19 protein-coding genes are annotated in these 21,396 nt (G+C 66.3%); 4 read left to right on the top strand and 15 right to left on the bottom strand.

Annotated features, from left to right (window positions below; all coding sequences use genetic code 11):
• Nucleotides 1-6 precede the first annotated feature (6 nt).
• Nucleotides 7-3,282, top strand: coding sequence for a TonB-dependent receptor (locus J4G12_04270; GenBank protein MCE2455020.1), 3,276 nt, complete (start codon nucleotides 7-9; stop codon nucleotides 3,280-3,282).
• Nucleotides 3,283-3,386: 104 nt separating this feature from the next.
• Here the strand turns inward: J4G12_04270 and J4G12_04265 are convergent, their stop codons facing one another.
• The 13 genes from J4G12_04265 to J4G12_04205 all read right to left on the bottom strand — a co-directional run bounded on the left by J4G12_04265 (nucleotide 3,387) and on the right by J4G12_04205 (nucleotide 14,298).
• Nucleotides 3,387-3,968 carry a hypothetical protein gene (locus tag J4G12_04265; protein ID MCE2455019.1) on the bottom strand — a complete coding sequence of 194 codons (582 nt, stop codon included), beginning with the start codon at nucleotides 3,966-3,968 and terminating at the stop codon, nucleotides 3,387-3,389.
• A 13-nt stretch (nucleotides 3,969-3,981) separates the two neighbouring features.
• Nucleotides 3,982-5,892 (bottom strand): hypothetical protein, encoded by a 1,911-nt coding sequence (locus tag J4G12_04260; protein ID MCE2455018.1) that lies wholly within the window; start codon nucleotides 5,890-5,892, stop codon nucleotides 3,982-3,984.
• Nucleotides 5,893-5,931: 39 nt separating this feature from the next.
• On the bottom strand, nucleotides 5,932-6,750 hold the full coding sequence (locus J4G12_04255; GenBank protein ID MCE2455017.1) for a PHP domain-containing protein: 819 nt from the start codon (nucleotides 6,748-6,750) through the stop codon (nucleotides 5,932-5,934).
• Complete coding sequence (locus J4G12_04250) at nucleotides 6,750-7,019, bottom strand: F0F1 ATP synthase subunit epsilon (GenBank protein ID MCE2455016.1); 270 nt, start codon at nucleotides 7,017-7,019, stop codon at nucleotides 6,750-6,752. Before J4G12_04250 ends, J4G12_04255 begins: the two co-directional genes overlap by 1 nt.
• 1 nt (nucleotide 7,020) lies before the next feature.
• On the bottom strand, nucleotides 7,021-8,538 hold the full coding sequence (atpD, locus tag J4G12_04245; protein ID MCE2455015.1) for a F0F1 ATP synthase subunit beta: 1,518 nt from the start codon (nucleotides 8,536-8,538) through the stop codon (nucleotides 7,021-7,023).
• 22 nt (nucleotides 8,539-8,560) lie between these two features.
• Nucleotides 8,561-9,394 (bottom strand): ATP synthase F1 subunit gamma, encoded by an 834-nt coding sequence (gene atpG, locus J4G12_04240; protein MCE2455014.1) that lies wholly within the window; start codon nucleotides 9,392-9,394, stop codon nucleotides 8,561-8,563.
• Between the two features lie 43 nt (nucleotides 9,395-9,437).
• Complete coding sequence (atpA, locus tag J4G12_04235) at nucleotides 9,438-11,030, bottom strand: F0F1 ATP synthase subunit alpha (protein MCE2455013.1); 1,593 nt, start codon at nucleotides 11,028-11,030, stop codon at nucleotides 9,438-9,440.
• A 29-nt stretch (nucleotides 11,031-11,059) separates the two neighbouring features.
• The gene (gene atpH, locus J4G12_04230; protein MCE2455012.1) at nucleotides 11,060-11,611 is read right to left on the bottom strand and encodes an ATP synthase F1 subunit delta; all 552 of its coding nucleotides are present in this window, start codon (nucleotides 11,609-11,611) and stop codon (nucleotides 11,060-11,062) included.
• Nucleotides 11,608-12,237, bottom strand: a complete 630-nt coding sequence (gene atpF, locus J4G12_04225) for a F0F1 ATP synthase subunit B (GenBank protein ID MCE2455011.1) — start codon at nucleotides 12,235-12,237, stop codon at nucleotides 11,608-11,610. The genes atpH and atpF overlap by 4 nt, the downstream gene beginning before the upstream one ends.
• A 4-nt stretch (nucleotides 12,238-12,241) precedes the next feature.
• Nucleotides 12,242-12,517, bottom strand: a complete 276-nt coding sequence (locus J4G12_04220; protein MCE2455010.1) for an ATP synthase F0 subunit C — start codon at nucleotides 12,515-12,517, stop codon at nucleotides 12,242-12,244.
• A gap of 88 nt (nucleotides 12,518-12,605) precedes the next feature.
• Nucleotides 12,606-13,646 carry a F0F1 ATP synthase subunit A gene (gene atpB, locus J4G12_04215; protein MCE2455009.1) on the bottom strand — a complete coding sequence of 347 codons (1,041 nt, stop codon included), beginning with the start codon at nucleotides 13,644-13,646 and terminating at the stop codon, nucleotides 12,606-12,608.
• Complete coding sequence (locus J4G12_04210) at nucleotides 13,646-14,041, bottom strand: hypothetical protein (protein ID MCE2455008.1); 396 nt, start codon at nucleotides 14,039-14,041, stop codon at nucleotides 13,646-13,648. The genes atpB and J4G12_04210 overlap by 1 nt, the downstream gene beginning before the upstream one ends.
• On the bottom strand, nucleotides 14,038-14,298 hold the full coding sequence (locus J4G12_04205; GenBank protein MCE2455007.1) for an AtpZ/AtpI family protein: 261 nt from the start codon (nucleotides 14,296-14,298) through the stop codon (nucleotides 14,038-14,040). Before J4G12_04205 ends, J4G12_04210 begins: the two co-directional genes overlap by 4 nt.
• 466 nt (nucleotides 14,299-14,764) lie before the next feature.
• Here J4G12_04205 and J4G12_04200 point away from each other — a divergent pair, with 466 nt between their 5' ends.
• The 3 genes from J4G12_04200 to J4G12_04190 are packed head-to-tail and all read left to right on the top strand — an operon-like array spanning nucleotide 14,765 to nucleotide 17,560.
• Nucleotides 14,765-15,703: an AAA family ATPase gene (locus J4G12_04200; GenBank protein MCE2455006.1), complete on the top strand. Its 939-nt coding sequence runs from the start codon at nucleotides 14,765-14,767 to the stop codon at nucleotides 15,701-15,703.
• 49 nt (nucleotides 15,704-15,752) lie between these two features.
• On the top strand, nucleotides 15,753-16,994 hold the full coding sequence (locus J4G12_04195) for an HlyC/CorC family transporter (GenBank protein MCE2455005.1): 1,242 nt from the start codon (nucleotides 15,753-15,755) through the stop codon (nucleotides 16,992-16,994).
• A 44-nt stretch (nucleotides 16,995-17,038) separates the two neighbouring features.
• Nucleotides 17,039-17,560 carry a gamma carbonic anhydrase family protein gene (locus tag J4G12_04190; protein MCE2455004.1) on the top strand — a complete coding sequence of 174 codons (522 nt, stop codon included), beginning with the start codon at nucleotides 17,039-17,041 and terminating at the stop codon, nucleotides 17,558-17,560.
• Between the two features lie 43 nt (nucleotides 17,561-17,603).
• Here the strand turns inward: J4G12_04190 and J4G12_04185 are convergent, their stop codons facing one another.
• Nucleotides 17,604-18,407: a sulfite exporter TauE/SafE family protein gene (locus J4G12_04185; protein MCE2455003.1), complete on the bottom strand. Its 804-nt coding sequence runs from the start codon at nucleotides 18,405-18,407 to the stop codon at nucleotides 17,604-17,606.
• Between the two features lie 94 nt (nucleotides 18,408-18,501).
• Nucleotides 18,502-21,327, bottom strand: a complete 2,826-nt coding sequence (locus tag J4G12_04180; protein ID MCE2455002.1) for a TonB-dependent receptor — start codon at nucleotides 21,325-21,327, stop codon at nucleotides 18,502-18,504.
• Between the last annotated feature and the right edge of the window lie 69 nt (nucleotides 21,328-21,396).

Genomic DNA, 21,396 nt, shown 5'->3' with positions numbered 1-21,396 from the left:
GTTCTCATGGCGCTCGTGGCGTTCGCTCCGGCCATGGTCGGCGAGCTCGTCGCACAGTCCCAGACCACCTCGGCCATCCGCGGAACCGTCCTATCGGAGGGCGATGTTCCCATGGGCGAAGCTGCGGTCACGGCGCGCCACACCGGAACCGGGGTGGAGAAAACGGTACTGACCGACTCGCGCGGGCGGTTCCTGATCCTGCTGCTCCAGCCCGGCGGCCCCTACGAACTCACCGTCAGCTACATCGGCTACGCCGAGCTCCGGCTTGAAGGTATACGGCTCCAAGTGGGCGCGACCGAGGATCTCACGCTTTACCTCAGCCAGCGAGCGATCACCTTGGAGGGGATCAGCGTCGAAGCCGATCGCGCCAACATCTTCAATCCGAGCCAGGTGGGTCCCTCCACCTTGTTGAACGAGCGTCTCGTGGAGTCGGTCCCCATCCTGTCGCGCGACGTCATGGAGCTCGCCAACCTCTCGCCGCTGGTGAAGACGACCGAGGACGGCGGCTTTTCCATCGGCGGCCAAAACGACCGCTACAACCAGGTACTCATCGACGGTGTGGCCAACAAGGACCTCTTCGGGCTGACATCCGCAGGCGTACCGGGGGGTCAGGCCGGCGCTAAGATGCTCCCCATCGACGCCGTCGCGCAGTACGAGGTGCTGGTCGCTCCCTACGACGTGCGCCTCTCCGGCTTCGCGGGCGGGGTCATGAACGCGGTGACCAAGGTGGGAACCAACGAATGGGAGTTCAGCGGCTTCGCGGTCGGGCGCCACGAGGCCGTAATGGGCGACCTCTTCCTTCCCACCGGACCGGTCGCGGCCTCGGGCGTCGACCGGCAGCTCGTCGGGTTCAGCGCCGGCGGTCCCATCGTCGAGAACAGGGCTCACTTCTTCGTCTCGACGGAATTCGAGGCTCGCGATCAGCCGCCCACCGGCTTCAACGTCGGTCGGGACGCGGCCGCCCTCACCCAATTGACGGGCACGGCCATCGGCGATTTCAGCAACTACTTCAACGCCAGCCACGGAGTCGATGTCGGCGACCCGGGTCCGTACCTCCTCGGCCAGGAGCTCGGCAACGTCTTCGGCAGGGTCGATGCCGCGCTCAGCGACCGGCACCGGCTTCTGGTGCGCAACGTCTTTGCGGTGGCGGGCAACGACGAAACCCCCAACCGTACCGCGTTCGAGGCTTACGAACTCTCCTCGAACTCGGTTCGCCGGACCGCTCTCAACAACGTCTTCACCGCTCAGCTCATCAGCCAGGTGGGCGCGAACGCCGGAAACGAGCTCGAGTTCAGCTATCAGTTCACCAGAGACGGAACCGATCCGGTTTCGGACTTCCCCCAATTGGAGGTCAACCTCCGCTCCCCGGCGGGCGACGGCAACACGTACAGTCGGGCACTTAGGGCCGGTTCGCAGTTCTTCGCGCATAAGAACGACCTGCGTCAGGCCAGCTACCGCCTGCGGAACACCTTCACCATCCCCAACTCCAGGGGAAGCCGATACACGATCGGCATCACCGCGGCGCTCAACACCATAAACCACCTCTACCTGCCCGGAGCCTCCGGGGACTACTACTTCGCCAGCATGGACGATGTGCGCAACAACGCTCCACAGCGGTATCAGCGCACCATTCTTCGACCAGGCCAATCCGAGGACATCGCCTTCTCCGTTCTCGAAACCGGCGCCTACGTGCAGAACGAGATAGATGCGGGCAAGGGGCTCACCCTGCATTTCGGCCTGCGGGCCGACGTTCCTTTGCTCCTCGACGTACCGGAACGCAATGTTCCCTTCGACGAGCAGCTCGGACGTACCACCACGTTCGTCATCGTACCGGAAGGTCGCTACGACACCTCGAAGAGGCCGAGCGTCGCGGTCATGCTCTCTCCGCGCTTCGGCTTCAACTGGCAGAGCGAGGGCGAGCTCACGACCCAGGTTCGTGGAGGGGCCGGATATTTCACAGGTCAGCTCCCCTACGTCTGGCTCTCCAACGCTTTCCACTACAACGGTCTGCGCACGACCACCATGGTCTGCAACGGGCGTTGGAACGACGATCCGCTCTCAGGCAACACCTCTCCACGCTTCGATCCGACGACTCTCCATGACACCTGCCTGAACGGGAACCCGGAGTTCGTGAGTCCCATCGTGGTGTTCCACGAGGACTTCGTATATCCGCGCTACTACAAGTTCTCGGCGATGGTGGATCACGAGTTCACGAGCAGGCTGAGCGGATCGCTGGGCTTCCTCTTCAGCCACGCACGCAACCAGGTGACCGTGGAGGAGAAAAATCTCGGCTCCCCCACGAGAGATCTCGGGCCCCTCGAGGGCTACGGAGGGCTCGAGCGGCCGCACTACGGCAACGCCACCAATCTGGGCTTCGAGCCGAACCGCGACTTCGACGACTTCGATCATGTGCTGATGGTGAAGAACGAGGGCCGGGACTGGACATATTCGTTCACCGCCGAGGCACGCGGGGCGATCACCGACGCCCTCGCCTTTCAGGCCGGATACTCGTACGCGCGCTCCTTCGACAAGCAGAGCCTGACCGAGGTCGACATGATCTCCAATTTCGGGTTCAACGCCACCGGCGGCAACGTCAACGACCCGCTCCTGCGCACTTCGAATTTCGACCGTCCGCACAAGTTCGTGGCGGCCTTGTACGGTCGGCCCCTACCGGGCGTTCCGACCGAGTTGGGCATCTTCTACAACGCCCAGTCAGGGCTTCCGTTCACCTATGTGTACCGCGGCGATCTGAACGGCGACGGCTATCCCTCGGTGGGGCCGGCTTTCGACCGTTTCAACGACGCCCTCTACGTACCGAACGAAGCCGGCGAGGTCCCGGCCTCCTTCCTGACCACGGCTCTTCTGGCGCACGCGCTCGATGCGGATCCCTGTCTGGCCGCCAACCGCGGTGACATTCTCGACCGGAACGCCTGCAGGGCGCCCTGGCAGCAAAACCTCGACCTGCGTGTCGCCCATCCCATCCGGGCGGGAGGAGCCGACGTCAGGATCGAATTGGACATGATCAACCTTCTTTCCTTCTTCGATCCCTCCTGGGGGCGGGTGCAGTCCATCCGCAGCGTGGTTCCCCTGCTCGAGCCCGTCGGCCGGGCCGCCTCGTTCGGGGGGCCGGGAGAGCTCTTCTCAAGATGGTCCGGAGGCGCCCTGCCCGCCCAGAACGCCGAAGGCAATCTGGAGGCCGCCGCGCCGTGGTCGGTGCTGACCCCGGATTCCCAGTGGCAGGCCCAGCTCGGGGTCAAGGTGAGCCTGGGAGGACGCAGGTAATTTCGGGCGGGCGGTCTAACGACCTCTGCAGGTCGCGACCTCTCGTGGATCGCGACCTCTCCGCGGGTTGTGACCTCTCGTGGATTGCGGTCTCGGACGGGACTCTATAAGCGCCGGATGCAGTTTCTGACCGCCCATCCTTCCCTGCCACGCTCGATCGAGCACCCGTAGCTGTAACTCACATTTGCGCTTTCGCGCACCACGACCTGCAATCGCGCAAGGTTCGCGGTCACCCAGAAAGGGTAACCCACGCCCACCACCACCGCCCGGTCGTCGCCGTCGACCAATCGCTCCACGAGCTCGTCGTCTCTCCTACATCGGGAGATCGGCAGAACCCCCGGGTCCCTGGAACGCAAGCGGCCCATCAGCCTTGCGGGAGGATCGTAATCGGTGGGCCGCGTGACCATGGAGAGCGCAATCAACTGATTGCCGCCCAGATCGGCGGCCACGACGCAGAACGCCTTCGCCGTCCCGAGAGACTCCGATGGCTGGTAGTTCCGGACCAGCCAGCTCACCACCTGCGCTTGAACGTTGAAGGTCTCCTGCACGCCTCCTCGTCCGCCGAAGACGGGCCTGTTGGAGAAACAGGCCGTTACCGCCATCAGCAAGGCGAGCGAGAGCGCCCGCATGGCGGTTCCGGCGCCTGGAGCGGCGCTCGGCCGGCTGCGCGGTGGACGATGGGTCATGAGCCCTCCTGCGTTATGGGTACGTCCCGGTCCGGGGGGTTGTGCGGACAAGTCGGACCGACTCGATCAAGTCAAGGTATTCGAGCCGGTCCAGCACCGCGAGTCCTTCCACTGCGGAACCGATCACGGTCACCGGAGTTGGCAAGTCAACCACCTCGGAACGGACCATGACGAGCCCGGGAGAGACCTCGACTCCGAGCTGATCGCGAGTCTCCGCCGGCCAGGGGACGAGAACCAGCGTTCCCCGCCCAGGACGGGAACGGGTTATTTCCGCAGGCAGGTCCGCGAGCGACAAGTCGGTTCCGCCGAACGGCACCTCGCCGTCACCGTTCCAGTCGGCGGGGCGCAAGCGCACGCTTTCTCCGATGACCTCCGGTTCGAGCCATCTGCAATCCAGCCGACCGGCGCTTGCGAGCTCGATGATCGCCTGGACCGAGAGCGGCGCCTCTTCGGCGAAGAGTTCGAAGGTGACCGTGCCGCGTGTGGTCCGGAACTCGAGCCCGTGCTCGCCGTCGGACGGCAGAGTTCGTGCGAGCCCCGCCCAGTCCACCGTCCCTCCCGAATCGGAGAGCGCCGGCCCGCTGGTGGACGCAGGACAGGCCGGTCGAGGGCGATCCAAAGCGTCCCGGAGGCGAGCGAGCAACCCGGCAGCCTTCTCGTCGGCCACGTACGCCAGCGCTTCGGCCGCGACCGCCCGCTCGGCCTGCGTCCCGGACTGCAGTGCCTTCGTGGCCCAATCGACGACGGGCTCGCTGTCCCGAGAGGAGGCTCGGTTGATGAGCAGCGCTCTCTTCGCTCCCAATCGTCCCTCGGTCGATTCCAACCACTCGTTGAGCGATTCGCCGGTCTCGTTTCCGAGTCTCACATGCCGGAGCCTGGAACCGGCGGCCCCGGCTACCGCCGCGGACGGATCGTCGAGCGCGTCGACGAGGCTGAAGAGGCTGATCGTCTCCGGGTTCAGGCCGCGCACCGCGGCGGCGCGCGCGCGCCAGTCGGACGCCGAGTCCGCCCACTCCCTTAAGCGTGCCGCGTCCATCGCGTCCATCAGAGGCGCCAGACCCTTGAGTACGTGAATCGCCGCAGGATCGTCCCGCGCGTACTTGTCGAGCGCGTGGCGAAGGAAGAGATTGCGTCCGCCCCATGAGCGGATGGAAGGCACAGCTGAGAAAAAGGTCGCGGCAGCGAGCCGGACTTTGGCGTCGGGACTCAGGAGCTCCGCGGTCAGCGTGTCGCGGACCTCCCTCGGCACCGGGAGGACGCCGTTTCCCATCTTGGCGAGCGCGGCCAGCCAGAGATGGAGTTCGTCCGCGCGAACTTCCTCCTTCATACCGACGAGAGCTTCGACCGCAGCGGGCTCCCGCGAGACGAGATCGCCGAGAGTCCGGTAGGCGAGCTCACGCGCTCCAGGATCGTTCTCGGTCGTCAGATACCCGGCTAGCGCGCCGACCACGAGCGAACCTGTCGTCCCGGAGCCCGCATCCGTCGCGCCAGAGGCCGTTTCCATCCCTTGTGCGTCCGTCCCCCGCACCGTGTCCTCCCTGGTCCAATCCAGTTTTCCCAACGCGAAGACGACATCGCTTCTGACCAAGGGCGCCGGATCGTCCATCAGCTCGACCAGCGCCTCGGCGAGTCCGCGCTCCGGGCTTGCACCGGCTCGGTCGACCGCAGTCGGCAGTGAGAACACCGCTCGTGCCCGAATGTCGGGCCGAACCTCGGTCAGAAGCCCGACGAGCCCGGACACGTCGCCCGCGAGCGCCAGGTCCGTGACACGCTGGAGTTCGGGATCGTCGAACAATCGGTCGGCCGGACGCCTTCCCAGGACATCGGCCGGAGGCACGGTTTCGGCGCTCGGCCCACAGCCGGCGACACCCGCGACGAGAGCGCCCAGCACGAGCGTTCGTACCTGCTGCCCGGCGGCTGTCACGGGCGACCGTGCAATGGGGGCTTCATTCGACAACCCCTCCTAAATTCCCCCGGCCTCGAGCAAGGGCTCGATCTCGAAGGCGTCCACGAAGAAATCTCCGAGCGCTTTGCCGGAATCCGGATTGTGCCAGTCCGAGCCTCCGCTCATGAGCAGACCGTGGGTTCGGCAAAGCTCTTCCAGGCGGAGAACGTCGCCGGGACCGTGCGAGGGACGGTAGACCTCGAGTCCGCCCAGACCGGCCCGCACCAGCGAAGGGAGCATGGGGTCGAGAAGCCGGAAGGGAGGATGAGCCCAGACCGCGATTCCGCCCGCTTCCCGGATCACCTGAACCGCGCGCCTGGGCGACATGACGTCCACCGGTAGATAGAAGGGCGACCCGTCGGCGATGTAGCGGTCGAAGGCGTCCTGGACGTTCCTCGCGGCGCCGCGCCTCACCAGCGCCTTGGCCAGGTGGGGACGTGCCAAGGAGCCCCGGTCGGGCCCGGCGACCTCGATCACGTCTTCGTAGGTGATGGCGATCCCGACGCTCCTCAGTCTCCCGACCATCTCCTTCATGCGTCGGACGCGGGTGTCGCCGGTGGCGCTCGTCTGCGCCAGCAGCCCCGGCGAGTCGGAATCCACGAAATAGCCCAGGATGTGAATGTCGGTCTTGTCGTGGGTCGCGCTCACTTCTACGGCCGGGACCACCTGGACGCGAACCTCGCGCCCGGTCCGTTCGGCGGTGGAGTAGCCCGAGGTCGTGTCGTGATCGGCGATCGCGATCAGGTCGAGCCCTCCTTCCCTGGCTCCACGAACCACCCGCTCAGGCGACCAGGCGCCGTCCGAGGCGGTGGTGTGGATATGGAGGTCGACCCTCATCAGTCGTCAATTCGAGCATGCTCGGTGAGCACCGTGACCCTGCCTTGGTCGACCTTCAGCACCCCGTCCGCGACGGTGAACGTCTCGGTTCCGCCTGCGGGCCGCTCCGCCCTGAGCTCGCCTTCGCCCAGCAGGGCGAGCATGGGCGCGTGGCCGGGCAGAATGCCGACGAAACCGTCCCAGGCGGGCGCCACGACCGCCGAAGCCTGGCCTTCGAAAACCACCTTTTCGGGCGACACCACCCTCACTTCCAGCGGCGGACGGGGCATCTCAGGAGGCTTCCTGCTCGAGCCGCTCCGCTGCGGCGACCACGCCCTCGATGCCGCCCCGCATGTAGAATGCCTGTTCGGGCAGGTGATCGAACTCTCCCGAAGCGAGCCGCTCGAACGAGTCGACGGTGTCGTCAAGTCTGACGTAGGTGCCGGGAATGCCGGTGAACTGTTCGGCCACGTGGAAGGGCTGCGAGAGGAAGCGCGCGATCCGGCGCGCCCGCCCGACGATCACCTTGTCCTCCTCGGTGAGCTCGTCCATGCCGAGGATGGCGATGATGTCCTGGAGGTCCTTGTAACGCTGGAGGATGGCCTGCACGTCGGTCGCGACCTTGTAGTGACGCGCACCTACGAACTGCGGGTCCATGATCCGGGAGTTCGAGTCGAGCGGATCGACCGCCGGATAGATGCCCTGTTCGGCGATCGACCGCGAAAGCACCGTAGTGGCGTCGAGGTGGGTGAAGGCGGCCGCCGGAGCCGGATCGGTCAGGTCGTCGGCAGGGACGTAGATCGCCTGCACCGAGGTGATCGATCCCGCCTCGGTGGACGTGATGCGCTCCTGGAGTTCGCCCATCTCGGTTCCCAGCGTCGGCTGGTATCCGACTGCGGAGGGCATGCGCCCAAGCAGAGCCGACACCTCGGAACCTGCCTGGGTGAAGCGGAAGATGTTGTCGACGAAGAGCAGGACATCCTGCCCCTCGACGTCGCGAAAGTACTCAGCCATGGTCAGCCCGCTGAGACCGACGCGCAGCCGCGCGCCCGGAGGTTCGTTCATCTGACCGTAGCAGAGCGCGGTCGATTCCAGCACCCCCGACTCCTTCATTTCGAGCCAGAGGTCGTTGCCCTCGCGAGTGCGCTCGCCCACGCCGCAGAACACCGACCGACCGCCATGCTCCATGGCGATGTTGTTGATGAGCTCCATGATGATGACCGTCTTGCCGACGCCCGCGCCGCCGAACAGACCGGTCTTCCCGCCCTTGACGTAGGGCGCGAGGAGATCGACGACCTTGATGCCGGTCTCGAAGATCTCGGTCCTGGGCTCGAGATTGGCGAACTTGGGCGCGGCCCGGTGGATTGGCCAGCGCTCGGGAGCGTCCTCGCCCACCCCACCCACCGGACCGAGCTCGTCGACCGGCTCGCCCAGGACGTTCAGGATCCGACCCAGAGACGGCTCGCCGACCGGTACCGAGATCGAGTCGCCGGTGTCGACCACCTCCATGCCCCGCGTCACGCCGTCGGTCGAAGACATCGAGACCGCCCGCACCTGACCCCGGCCGATATGCTGCTGGACTTCGGCCACTAGCTCCAGTTCGCCGCCGTCCTCGCTCGTCGCCGAGAGGCGGAGAGCGTTGTAGATCTCGGGGAGGGACTCGGGGGGAAACTGGACATCGAGAACCGGGCCGATGACCTGCACCACCCTGCCGACGCCATTGGCGGTCGCCGTCTCCTGCGACCCCGGGGCGCCGAGCTGCGCAAGCCCCTTGGAAAGGTGATTGTCGACGCTGTTGTTGTCTGCCATTCCTTTGTGATCTCCTGACGCCCTAGGCGGCCGAACCGCCGACGATCTCGGCGATCTCCTGGGTGATCTGGGCCTGCCTGGCCCGGTTGTAGGTTCTGGTGAGGTGCTCAAGCACCTCGCCGGCGTTGTCGGTAGCGTTCTTCATCGCGGTGCGTCGCGATCCCTGCTCGGCTGCGGCGTTCTCGACGAGCGCCGAGTAGACGGCGTTGCGCACGTACGCGGGGAGTGTGCGCTCGAGTATGGCCCCTGCCGACGGCGACAGAATGAAATTGTCGGCCGAGGCCCCGTCGTCGGATCCTTCGCCGAACTGAATCGGCAAGAGCTCCCGCGCATGCGGAGGGGTGGACATCGCGGACCGGAAAATGGAGCTGACGACCCAGACCGAGTCGAGCTCACCCGTCTCGAACCTTTCCCGAAGCGGGCCGACCAGGGACTCGGCGTCCTCAAGGCTCGGTGCGTCGCTTATGTCGGTCCGGCTCGTTCCCATCTCTTCTCCGCGAAACCGGAAATAGGCGATGCCCTTCTTGCCGGCAACGTGGAGCTCGGTATCGACACCGGAGCTCCTAAGCTCGTCGAGCTGGATCCGCGCGCGTTTCACCAGGTTGGCGTTGAAGCTCCCGGCCAGCCCCCGATTGGCGGTAAGCAGGAGGACCGCCGCCCGACGGGTCGAATCGGGCCGGCGCAGCAGCGGGTAGTCCTGTGCGAGCCCCGGCGAGTAGAGGCCCCCCACCAGTTCCGCCATCGCTTCCGCATAGGGCCTGGCCGCCCGCACGCGGTCGGTGGCGCGCTTCAGTTTCGAGGTGGCCACCAGCTCCATCGTTCGTGTGATCTGTCGAGTGTTCTCGACGGATTTCATCCGGCGCTGGACGTCGCGGGCTCCTGCCATGGTCGTCCGCCCCTCAAACCCCGGCCGCCACCGGAGAGCCGGCGGTGGCCGAGCTCTCGGAAGCGCGGCGGGCCGCGAACTCCTCCGAGTGTTCCCCAATAACCTTGTCGAGCGCCTCGCGCAGCTCGTCGGTGAGTTTGCCGGTGTCCCGGATCGAGCTCAGCACGCCCGAATCGTCGGCCGCCAGACGCTCGTGGAAACCAAGCTCCCAGGCTCTGACGTCCTCGACGGGAATCTTGTCGAGGAAACCGTTGGTCACCGCGTAGATGGCCGCCACCTGCGACTCGACCGCCATGGGCGCGTACTGAGGCTGCTTGAGGAGTTCGACCGTGCGGGCGCCCCGCGCGAGCTGACGCTGAGTGGTGGCGTCGAGGTCGGAGCCGAACTGCGCGAAGGCCTCGAGCTCGCGGTACTGGGCGAGGTCGAGACGAAGACGACCAGCTACCGAGCGCATCGCCTTGATCTGCGCCGATCCGCCCACGCGCGACACCGAAATGCCGACGTTCACCGCAGGCCGGACGCCCGAGTAGAAGAGGTCGGGCTCCAGGAAGATCTGGCCGTCGGTGATCGAGATCACGTTGGTCGGGATGTACGCCGATACGTCTCCGCCCTGGGTTTCGATGATCGGGAGGGCGGTCAGCGATCCGCCGCCCATGTCGTCCGAGAGCTTGGCGGCGCGTTCCAGCAGACGCGAGTGGAGGTAGAAGACATCGCCGGGATACGCCTCGCGGCCCGGCGGTCTCCTGAGCACCAGCGAGAGTTGCCGATAGGCCTGGGCCTGCTTGGAGAGGTCGTCGTAGACCAGGAGGGTGTGCTTGCCCTGCCACATGAAGTGCTCGGCGATCGTGCACGCCGCATATGGGGCTATGTACTGGAGTGGCGCGGGATCCGAGGCGTTGGCGACCACCACCACGGTGTAGTCCATCGCGCCGTGCTCGCGCAGAGTCTCGACCACTCCCCTGACCTTGCCCGCCCTCTGACCGATCGCGCAGTAGACGCAGATGACGTCGCCGCCCTTCTGGTTGATGATGGTGTCGACGCCGATGGCGGTCTTGCCGGTGCCGCGGTCTCCGATTATGAGTTCGCGCTGGCCGCGGCCGATCGGGATCATCGAGTCGATGGCCTTGAGGCCGGTCTGCAGTGGTTCCTTCACGGGCTGGCGCTTGACGATGCCCGGGGCGACGACGTCGATCTGCCGGGAGCCCTCGATGCCGTCGATGGGTCCCATGCCGTCGATGGGCTCGCCGATGGGGTTCACGCACCTGCCCAGGTAACCGCCACCCACCGCCAGCTCGAGCACTCGTCCGGTGCGACGGACCTGATCGCCTTCGTGCAGGCTCGTCCAGTCACCCATGATGACCGCGCCAATGTTGTCCTCCTCGAGGTTGAGGGCCAGCGCGGTCACCGTCCGCCCCGAATCCGCCGAGGCGATCTCGAGCATCTCGGACGCCATGGCGCTGGTGAGGCCGTAGATGCGGGCGATCCCGTCCTTGACCTCGAGGACTTCCCCTACTTCTTCAGCGCGCAACTCCTCCTCGTAGCCTTCGATCTCTCGGATGAGGACATCCTTGATCTCGGCGGAGCGCAACTGCGTTGAGTCTGACATTCTGAACCTGGTCTTGTATTTGCGAGTGTTTAGTGTGCGAGGCGCACGCCGAGCAGACGATGCCGCAGTCGCTTGAGCCTGCCGCGTACCGATCCGTCGTAGATGGCGTCTCCGGCCCGGACCACGATGCCGCCCAGTATCTCCGGGCGAACCTCGACGTGCGGGATCGCCTCCCGTCCAAGAAGCGTCGTCAGCCGCTCCGCGATTACGGCGCGCATGGCGTCATCGGCCGGGCGGGCGAGCGTGACCTGCACGTGCTCCCGACCGAGATGCTCGTCGAGCATGGCCTGATAGGAACTCGAGATCGCGATCAGCAGCCGCTGCCTGCCGCGATCGACGACGACGAAGAGGAAGTTGAGCACGAGCCCGGGCAGTCGGTCGCCGAAGACCCTGCGCATGAGGTCTTTTCTGGAGGAATCGTCGATGCGCGGCGTCTCGAGGAAGGTGCGGAAGTCTTTCTCCTGCTCGACGAGTTCCGCCACCGCCGCAAGGCCGTCGCCGAATTCGGCCAGGGCATCGTGCCTGCGCCCCAGCTCGAAGAGGGTCGCCGCGTAGTTGGCGGCTACGGTTTCACCCCTCACGACGCGCTGCCGATCCCGCTCAGGTAGCGCTCCACGACCTCGCGGTCGCTCTCTCCGTCGAGCCGCTGTGAAACCAGGTGCGAGGCCGCCTTGAGCGCGATGTCGACCGACTCCCTGCGGATCTCCTCTATGGCGGCGTCCCGCTCCCTGGCGATCTCGGCGCGGGCTCTCTCCACGAGCGCCCCGGCTTCGGCCCGGGCCTTGGCTTCGATCTGGGCCCTGACCTTCTCGGCCGCCTCCCGACCTTCGGCCACGATTTCGCCGGATCGCCTACGAGCTTCGGCGAGGTGCTCGCGTTGCTCGGCGAGGAGCGTCGCAGCCTCGTCCCGGCTCTGGTCGGCACCGTCGAGCGCCGAGCGTATCCTCTCTTCACGCGCGTTGACCGCAGCTAGGATCGGGCCCCATGCGTAACGCCTGAGGATGAGCAGCAAGATGCCGAAGACGAGCAGGACCCAGACCATGAGCCCCGCGTTGATGTCGAAGAGGTCGCCTTCGGCGCCCAGCGCCGGTTGGGGAACCAGCGCCAAGCCGGCGAGCGCGAGCGCCGACGCGTACGACCCGTTCCGGAGCACGGCCAGGCGGCGGACCGGGGGCCCGGTCTTCCGAGCTGCGGCTTGGTGCTTCACAGCCTCAGATGAACTTGAAGAGGGCGGCGACGACGATCGCGAAGAGCGCCGCTCCCTCGATCAGAGCAGCCAGAGTGATGGCCGCGCTCTGGATCGTGGCAGCCTCCTCGGGCTGTCTGGCCATGGCCTGGGTGGAGCCGTTGCCGACGAGGCCGATGCCTATGCCCGCGCCGATGGCGGCGAGTCCGGCGCCGATCCCGGCGCCTACTAGGGCGTAGGTGTTCTTGGCTACGTCGACGGCGTCAGGCTCTTGGACGATCGTCAGGAGTCCATACAGCATGTTGGTGGTGTCCTAAGTTGGTGTGGCGTCGGGGTCGGGCCGGGTCGGCCCGGGGGTGGAGTGCCCCGGAGGCTGGACGCGACCGGGATCAGTGCGCGTGCCGGATCGATCCTATGAAGACGGAGGTCAGCATCGCGAAGATATATGCCTGCAGAAGGGCTATGAAGAGCTCGAGGACCATGAGCAGCGACACCATGGCGACCGAGACCCCGGCGATGGCCCAGCGGGCAGGCCCGATCGTGGCGAAGACGAAGATGAGGCCGAGCAGCGAGAGGATCAGGGTGTGGCCGGCGAACATGTTGGCGAAGAGTCGGATCATGAGGGCGAAGGGCTTGGCGACCTTGCCGATGGCCTCCACCGGCACCAGGATCGCCATGACCAATACGAGCATGGGACCCTTGAGCCCCGGCGGCGCATGGAAGATGGTGCGCATGTAGCCTTGGAAGCCGAGCGCGCGCATCCCGGAGCATTCGACGACCGCGAGCGTCACGAGAGCCAGTGCGCCGGTGACCATGATGTTGCCCGTGGCCGTCGACCCGAAGGGGACGAGGCCGAGCAGATTCATGAAGAGGATGAAGAAGAAGAGGGTGAGGATGTATCCCGTGTAACCGTCGGCGCCGCGACCGATGTTTCGGCGCACCACCTCGTTCCGGAAGTAGAGGATCAGCCCCTCGACGGCGTTCGACAGCCCTGTGGGCGTACCTTCGTCGTACCCGGCCCTCGCCCTGCGCGCAACCGGCACCAGAAGAACCAGGCAGAGGAATGCCGCCAGCAGGAGAAAGATCGTGTGCTTGGTCGGCGCGAGATTCAGGGAAACGCCCGCTACGGTGACCTGCCAGTTCTCCGGAAGGGTGATCGTCTCGTGGATGCCCAGGATGTGGAAGTCGATCGTCCTGCCGTCCGCCAGATGGTGGAAAAGCATCCCCTGGAGGTCGGGATCCTCGCCCGTTTCGTCAGCGGCGTGCTCGTCGGCGGTTTCCTGATCCTGAACGAACGAGGCGCCCTGATCGGGAAATGCGCCTTGGGCGTGGGCCGGGTAGGAGTCTTCGGCCGCCTCGAGAGGTGCGGCGAATCCGTTCTCCCACACCGGGAGCGCAAGCGCCAGAGCGGTGCAGATAGAAGTAAGCATCAGGTGGAGGTGCGCGCCTTCCTGAAATAGCGCGACTCGACGAGGAGCATGATGAAGAAGAGCGTGGCGAGACCCAGCAGCAGGGTGGCCCCGCCCTCGGTCAGCTCCTGAGCTACCACTGCGATGGCCGCGATGACGACGACCGCACGGGCCGCGAGCCCGATCAGCCAGGCCCGCACGAACTTTCCGGGCTCGGCGCCCCGGTTCCGGATCAGAACCACGAAGCTTCCGGCCTGGACCAGCCACGCCACGGCCGCCGCGAGTGCGAGTCCGAGCCGCTCCGGGGCCTCCAGGAAGGGCCACGAAAAGAGAACGGCCCCGGCGGCGATCGCCGCGCAGACGAGGGCGTAGCGCGCCTCCGCCCGGCGGCGCGGTGAATGATCTTCTTTCGTCACCTTCGGTCGGTGTCTCTCCGTGGTGGGATTCGGGCTTGTCGGACGATCCTGTAGATTGCCGCCGCCGCTCCGACGCCCGCCCCCAGAAGGCTGAGGATCGGCGAAGTTCCGAGCTTGTGATCCACCCAAGCTCCCGCGGCCAGGAAGAGCAGAACCGTGAGCACGAGCGTGAATCCCGCCGTGAACGCGTCTCGGATCCCCGGTGGACGGTTCCGCTCACCGGTGGGGCGGGGTGCACGTTTGTCGGGCTGTTTCACCGTCGCTCCTCCTCGCCCCCGGGAGCGTATCCCGGAGAGCGGTCAAAGGTAACGCTCGGCCGCGGTTCAGGTCAAGAGCGGGTAGTCTGCGACGGAGAAAGGCCCTGCACGGTTCCGACCGGCACGCGGGATCTTCCGGGGCCGGTCCCCGAGCCGATCCTTGGTATCCGGCCGTGTTTCCCGTATCTTCTCATCGACCTGCAGAGACTCGATCCGTCGACCTGCCGTCCAGCCCCGGCCCCGGGCAAGCCTCCACCGACCCCACACGAATTGTCTTAGATTGCTGAGGAACGGAGATGCCCCCCGACCCACCCCGGGAATCGCCATGACACCCGGGAGACTGGCGTTGAGCGGCGTTCGACCCTACACACCGAGACCCTAACCCTTGTCTTCAGCGACGCAATCCCTTGCGGCTCCGGACCGCGACGTGCGCCTTCTGGAGCGGGTCTCCGAGGTCTCGGAGGCGATGCGCCGCGAGGTCGGGCGCACGGTCGTCGGACAGAGGGAGGTTGTCGACGAGCTGCTGACCGCCCTGCTCGCCAACGGACATGCGCTTCTGGTGGGGGTACCCGGGCTGGCGAAGACGCTTCTTGTGCGCACGGTCGCCTCCACCCTCGAGCTAGACTTCTCGCGCATTCAGTTCACCCCCGATCTCATGCCCACCGACATTACGGGCACGGAGGTGATCGAGGAGGACCGAACCACGGGCGGCCGGGTCTTCCGCTTCGTGCGCGGGCCGGTGTTTTCGAACATAGTCCTGGCAGACGAGATCAACCGGACTCCGCCCAAGACCCAGGCGGCGCTCCTCGAAGCCATGCAGGAACGGGCGGTTACCGCCGCAGGCCGGAGTTACGAGCTCGGACGTCCCTTTTTCGTCCTCGCCACGCAAAACCCCATCGAGCAGGAGGGTACCTATCCCCTGCCCGAGGCGCAACTCGACCGGTTCATGCTCGAGCTCCCTGTGCACTATCCTTCCCGCGAGGAGGAGGAGGAGATCGCGACCCTGACCACCGCCGGCCCTTTGCCCGAGGTGCGGAAAGTGTCGACGGCCGGGGAGATGGTCGAGCTTCAAGGGCTGGTTCGCCGCGTGCCTGCGCCTCCCTCGCTCATAAGATTCGCGGTTAAGCTGGCGCGGGCCACCCGTCCCGGAAACGATGCCGCCAAGGTGTGTTCGCGCTACGTGTCCTGGGGGGCCGGTCCCCGCGCTTCCCAATATCTCGTGCTGGGCGCGAAGGCCAGGGCGGCTTCTCGGGGATCGGCGATTCCTTCGTTCGACGATGTCCGCTACGTCGCTCCCGCGGTTCTCGCACACCGGCTAATTCTCAACTTCGAGGCCGAAGCCGCGAGGCGGCGGACGCGCGACGTTATCGCCGAGCTGCTCGAGGAGAGCCGGGACTGGAGGTGAACGCCGAGATCGTCGACCACCCTCCAAGTAGAATGGGCCCGGGACGCCGATGGTAGGTTCCGACCTCTCCCTGGTGGTTGCGCTTCTGGCGGCGTCGGGCACAGTCACCACCGCCCATCTGGCCGCTCTGGGGATCCGAGGGTCGAGGCTGCGCACTCTCCAGGAGGAGGGCTTCCGCCGGGCGGACACCCTCGCCCGGGTCCAAGAGAACGCCGGCGCGGTCAGCCTGACCGCTCACCTGCTCGCCGATGCGCTGGCGCTGGCTGCGGTCGGAGTCGGTTTTCTTTACCGCACCTTCACGCTTGGCGACGGGCCGGGCTGGCTCGACCTGGTCATCGGCGGCGCACTAGTGATCGTCGTACGGAACCTGCTCGCTCCCCTGACGGCTGCCCGCCATCCCGTCCGCCTGGGACTGATCGCCGCTCCCGCCCTGATGATGCTTGGTCGCCTAGGTGCGCCGCTCGACAGGCTGGCCTCGAAGGCCGTGCCGGCCCCCGGAAACAATGGCGGCGAGAAGTCGGGCGAGCGCGAGCTGAACGAAATCCGGGAGCTGGGCCGCGAGGAAGGGGTGATCGAGGAGGCCGAGAGCCGGCTTGTGGAAAGGGCCTTCAGGCTCGACGAGCTGAGCGCCAGAGACGTGATGGTGCCCAGAGTGGACATCTTCGCGTGGCCGGAGTCGCTCACCACGCGGGAGGTGCACGAGGAGCTCGCCGAGGTACCGTACTCCAGGGTTCCGGTCTACGGGGAATCGATCGACGACGTGACCGGGGTCGTACATGTTCGCGACATCTACAGACGGTTGGCGGCCGGCGATTCCACCGACCGCCTTGGCAAGCTGGCGCGTCGTCCGTTGTTCGTCGCTCCCTCCCGTTCCTGCTCCGAACTGGTGGCGGACTTCCGCTCCCACCGCGTGCACCTCGGCATCGTCGCCGACGAGTTCGGGGGCACCGACGGCCTCGTCACCCTCGAAGACGTGATCGAGGAACTGGTGGGGGAGATTCAGGACGAGACCGACCTGGAAGCCGCCGAACCGATCCGGACCGGCTCCGACGAACTCCTCTGCGGCGGCGGCACCGACCTGCGAGAGATAGCCGAGGCCCTCGGGGTCACTTTCCCCAGAAGTGAGCACCGTTCCCTCAATGGTCTGATTCTCGAAGGGCGAGGCGGCATTCCCGAACGCGGGGAGCAGTTGGATCTCGGAGAAGTGAGAGTGGAGATAACCGGCCGCACCGACTCGCGGGTGACCCGGGCGCGGGTGATCCGTCTCGGTGCGCCGTCGGGGGAAGCGTGACGAACGGGATCGGAAGCCACCGACCTGGAGGGACGAGGGGAGGGATCGTCATTCCATTCCGAGGCAGGACTCCTCGGATCGCCCCCACCGCCTTTATCGCGCCCACTGCCGTAATCATCGGCGACGTGACCGTCGGCGAGGAGGCCAGCGTCTGGTTCGGAGCCGTCCTCCGGGGCGACCACCCGGACAAAGGGATCACCGTGGGCGCCCGGAGTTCGATCCAGGACAACGCGGTGGTGCATGTCGGGGAGTGGAATCCGACGGTGATAGGCACGGACGTGACCTTCGGCCACGGCGCGATGTGCGAGAGCTGCCGGATCGGCGACGGCACGATCGTCGGCATGGGAGCGGTGGTGCTCCAGAATGCGAAGGTCGGAAGGCAGTGCGTCCTGGGTGCCGGAACCGTCGTGTTGGAAGGGGCGGACATACCCGAGCGCAGCCTCGTCGCCGGCGTGCCCGGCCGGGTGAGGAAACAGCTTTCCGGCGCTTCCGCATCCTGGGTGGCTCGCGGGAGCTCCCACTACGTCGCACTCTCCCGCCGGTACCGAACCGAGCTCTACCGCTAGCGGCCTTGGGCGCGTCGCACGCGCATCGCCCCGAACGGAGGGCTCAGTCCAACAGCCGAAGAAGGTCCTCCAACACGAGACGAACGGCGAAGCCGATGACGGCGACGGTCACGAAACCCGCCACCCACCGGTTGCCCTTCAGGACCTGGAGGCGAACGCCTATGAGGCCACCCGCGAAGTTCCCCAGCGCTAAAGCCGCGCCGAAGCCCCAGTCCACCGAGCCGTCCATCCAGAAGATGACGAGCGTGAGGGGTGTGAAGACGAGGATCGTGGCCACCTTGAGGGCATTGGCTCGAATGAGCCCGACCCCGAGCGTCGAGAAGACCGCCAAGGCCAGAAAGCCGATTCCGGCCTGGATCAGCCCGCCGTAGAAACCTATCGCAAAGAAGCCCGCGATCACCCCCGCCAGCGCCGGACCGCGCCCGGGTGGGACGCCGGCGGAGCCCATCGGGTCGCCGCTGCGGCCGTCCTTGTCCGAAGAAGCGCGCAGATAGGCGGGTCGACGAATAGTGAAGAGGGCCGCCACGACCATCACCACGGCCAGAATCCGCCGCAGGGCGAGGTCTCCCACGCTGATCGCCGTCCAGGTGCCGAACCCGGCCCCGACGAGGCTCGCCGGGGCGGCGATCCGCATCCACACCCAGGGCACGAGCTCCCGCCTGTGAAAGCTCGCGGTCGCCCCCACGTTCTGAACCAGTATCGCCACCCGGTTGGTGCCGTTGGCGACGGTCGCTGGCAGGCCGAAGAAGATCAGAAGCGGAATGGTGAGCAGCGAACCGCCTCCCGCGACCACGTTGACGACCCCGGCGACCGTACCGGCGGCCGCGAGCAGCACCATTTCCAGCACGCCGTTCAGTCCGTGCGGTTCCTTTCAAACACGGGAGCCCCGCCGCCCGCGCAGGGCGACGAGGCTCCCTCCGGAGGTCATGCCCGATTACGGATCAGAAGCTGACCTGCACGCCGAGGTTGAAGTTCCTTGGATAACCGAGGAAGATCTCGGCGTCGTCGGCGTCGTGGTCGTAGTCGAACGCGTTGAACCGCGAGTTGTCGACGGCGTCCTGGACGTAGAGCGCGTCGAAGACGTTGTAGACGTTGGCGAAGAAGCGCATGTCGCCTTGCCAGCGCATGCGGAAGAGGTCGTTCACGCGGTAGGACCAGTTGAAATCGAAGACCCGGTAGCCCGGGGGCTGCCAGGCCTGGGCGCGATCGGTGCTGTCAGTCCTGTTGACCGGATTGAAGGAGGCGTAGTGGTTGCCGTACGCCCGCATCACCGCCGCCAGGTACATCCCGGAGGCCGGGAAGACCGACGCGCTCAGCGCGAGCTGGGTCTGCGGTGCGTCGGCCACCTTGAGTCCGGCGAGGTAGAGGTTGTAGTCCCAGGTCTGGTCCGTACCCGGAATGGCGCCCTGCGCCGCCACGTCGCTCAGGTACTCCCAGTTGCCGAGCGAGAGAGCCGCGTCGAATCGAACGAACGCATCGGGCTGGTAGGCGAACTCGGCCTCGATGCCCTGGTGGCGAGCGTCGAGTCCGAAGATGTTCACGATCTGGTCGTTCCCCGCCTCCGACTGATCCGCGATGAAGCGGCTCGTGGTCCGGTCGCGCCAGGTGGTGTGGTAGAAGTTGATATCCGCGGAAACGGCGCGGTCGAGCGAGCGGTAGGTCAGACCACCTTCGAAGGAAAGGAATTTCTCGTTCTGAGGGTCGGTGAACTTCTGCCCGCGATTGTCGTCGATCACGCCGTCGAAGATCGGCACCTTCGACACATAGCCTGCGTTCGTGAAGATCGACCACTCCCGGTTCAGGTTGCGCACCGCTCCGCCCTTGGCCTGGAAACCGGTCAGGGTGCCGCTCGAAATCTTGAGGGTCTGGCTGCGGTCGTTGGGATCGGCGTTGAAGAAATCCTCGAAGTCGTAGGAGTTCTGCGCGATCCCGCCCATGGCGTAGACCGAGCCGCCTTCCGTGGAGTACTCCGCCTGGGCGTGGGCGCCCAGCCAGTTCACGGCGTTCTCGTTGTGGTAGGCGACCTTGTCACCAAGGCCGCGACGCCGCTCGTCCTCGCTCCAGAAATCCGATGCGCACCACGACGGGCAGTAGTAGAACGTGCCGCCCAGCAGGTCGCGGACCTCTCGGTAGTGCTCGATCCTGGCGGTCCGCCAGTCGACTCCGACCTCGGCGGTGAGTCCGCTGGCGAAGTCCTTGCGGAGCTTGGAGATGGCACCGAGGGTCCGTTGATTGTTCACCGAGTTGCGCAGGATGCCGCGCGAACCGTTGTCGTTGGCCCGGTTGCGCTCGATCGTGGCGTCCCAGTCCACGAAGCGCTGGGTGTACTGGTAGTCCCACGCCATGGATCCGTAGGTGCCGGCGCCGCCGCCCGCGCCGCCGGAGTAGTAGGCGACGGTGCTGAGCGTGAGGCCGCCTCCGAAGTACGAGTACCAGTTCAGGTTCACCTGAGGCTTGTGGAAGTAGTTCTCGCGCTCGTTGAGGTACGAGCAGTCGCGACGGTCCCGTAACGAACCGCCGCCCGGACCCGTGCTCGAGTACTGCTGGCCCAGGTAGTTGCAGCTGACGCTGGCCACGTTGGGACTCCACTGACGCCCCGCTTCCGAGAACTTCTCCAAGGCGGCCGCGTCGTAACCTTCCAGCGACGAGGCGAACGAGTGGCTGAGGGTGCCGGCGTTCAGCTTCCAGAGGTTCTGGCCGTGACGTTGCGGTGCGCCCACGGCGAAGAGATCGATCCGGTTGCGGGCGTTGAGCTGGTACGAGAGTGCGCCGTAATATGCCCAGGCGTCCGCCCAGGTCGCGTCGGAGGGACCGGCGCCTCCGTCGGTCTGCACGCCGTGATATACGCCCTCGCCGACCTTCCTCACCAGAGAACCGGTGAAAGCGAATCCGTTGACCTCGCCGGTGTTCAGGATGAAGGTCTGCTTGAAGAGATTCGTGCCCAATCCCCAGTCGCCGTCGCCGTCGAGCGCTCCCACCCCCAATTCGGACTTGTAGGAGAAGCTGGCCTCCTGGCCTGCCGGATCGGTGATCACGTTGAGCGTGCCGCCGATGGAGGGGGTGGCCAGGTTGACCGCCGAGAGGCCGCGTTGGAGCTGGATGCTTGTGGAAGCGTCTCCGAGGCCGTCCCAGTTCGACCAGTAGACCCAGCCGTTCTCCATGTCGTTCACCGGAACGCCGTTGATCATGACTGCCGTGTTGCGCTGGCTGAAGCCGCGCACGTTGATGCGGGCGTCCCCCGCGCCGCCGCCCTGCGCCGTCGCGTAGACGCTGGGCGTCAGGTTGAGCACGAGGGGCAGGTCCCGCGATCCGAGCTGGTTCTGGATCTGGACCTTGGGCACGTTGGAGAACGCCACCGGCGTCCGCCGATCGACGGCCCTTGTGGCGAAGATCTCGATCGCGTCGACGGCGATCGCTTCCGTGGTAAGTTCGAAGTCGAGCGTCAAGGAGCCGCCCGCCTCCACCATCAGCCCTTCCACCGTCTGCCGGCCGTACCCCAGCATGAACACGTCCACCCTGTACGGTCCTCCTGCGCGCACGTCGGGGATGCTGAAACGTCCGTCGGTGCCGGAGAGCCCGCCGGTGGTCGCCCCGGTAGCCTGATCCGTCACCAGGATCTGGGCTCCGCTGACCGGAGCGCCCCCCTCGCCGGTCACCGTCCCGGCCAGCGTGGTCTGCGAATCCTGAGCTTCCGCGTCGATCGTGCCGAGAGCCAGCAGCGCGACAGTCGCGATCACCACGGTCCCTCTCTTCCTTCCGATTGCCATCGGTTCTCACTCCCTGGATGGAACTGACCGAGCATCGTGCCCGATCCTAGTGCCGAGTCCGCGACTCTA

It is taken from the genome of Gemmatimonadota bacterium, assembly GCA_021295815.1.
GTDB lineage: Bacteria > Gemmatimonadota > Gemmatimonadetes > Longimicrobiales > Gaopeijiaceae > JAGWBQ01.
Note: the sequence above shows the minus strand (reverse complement) of the source record. Positions and strands in the feature narration are given on the sequence as shown.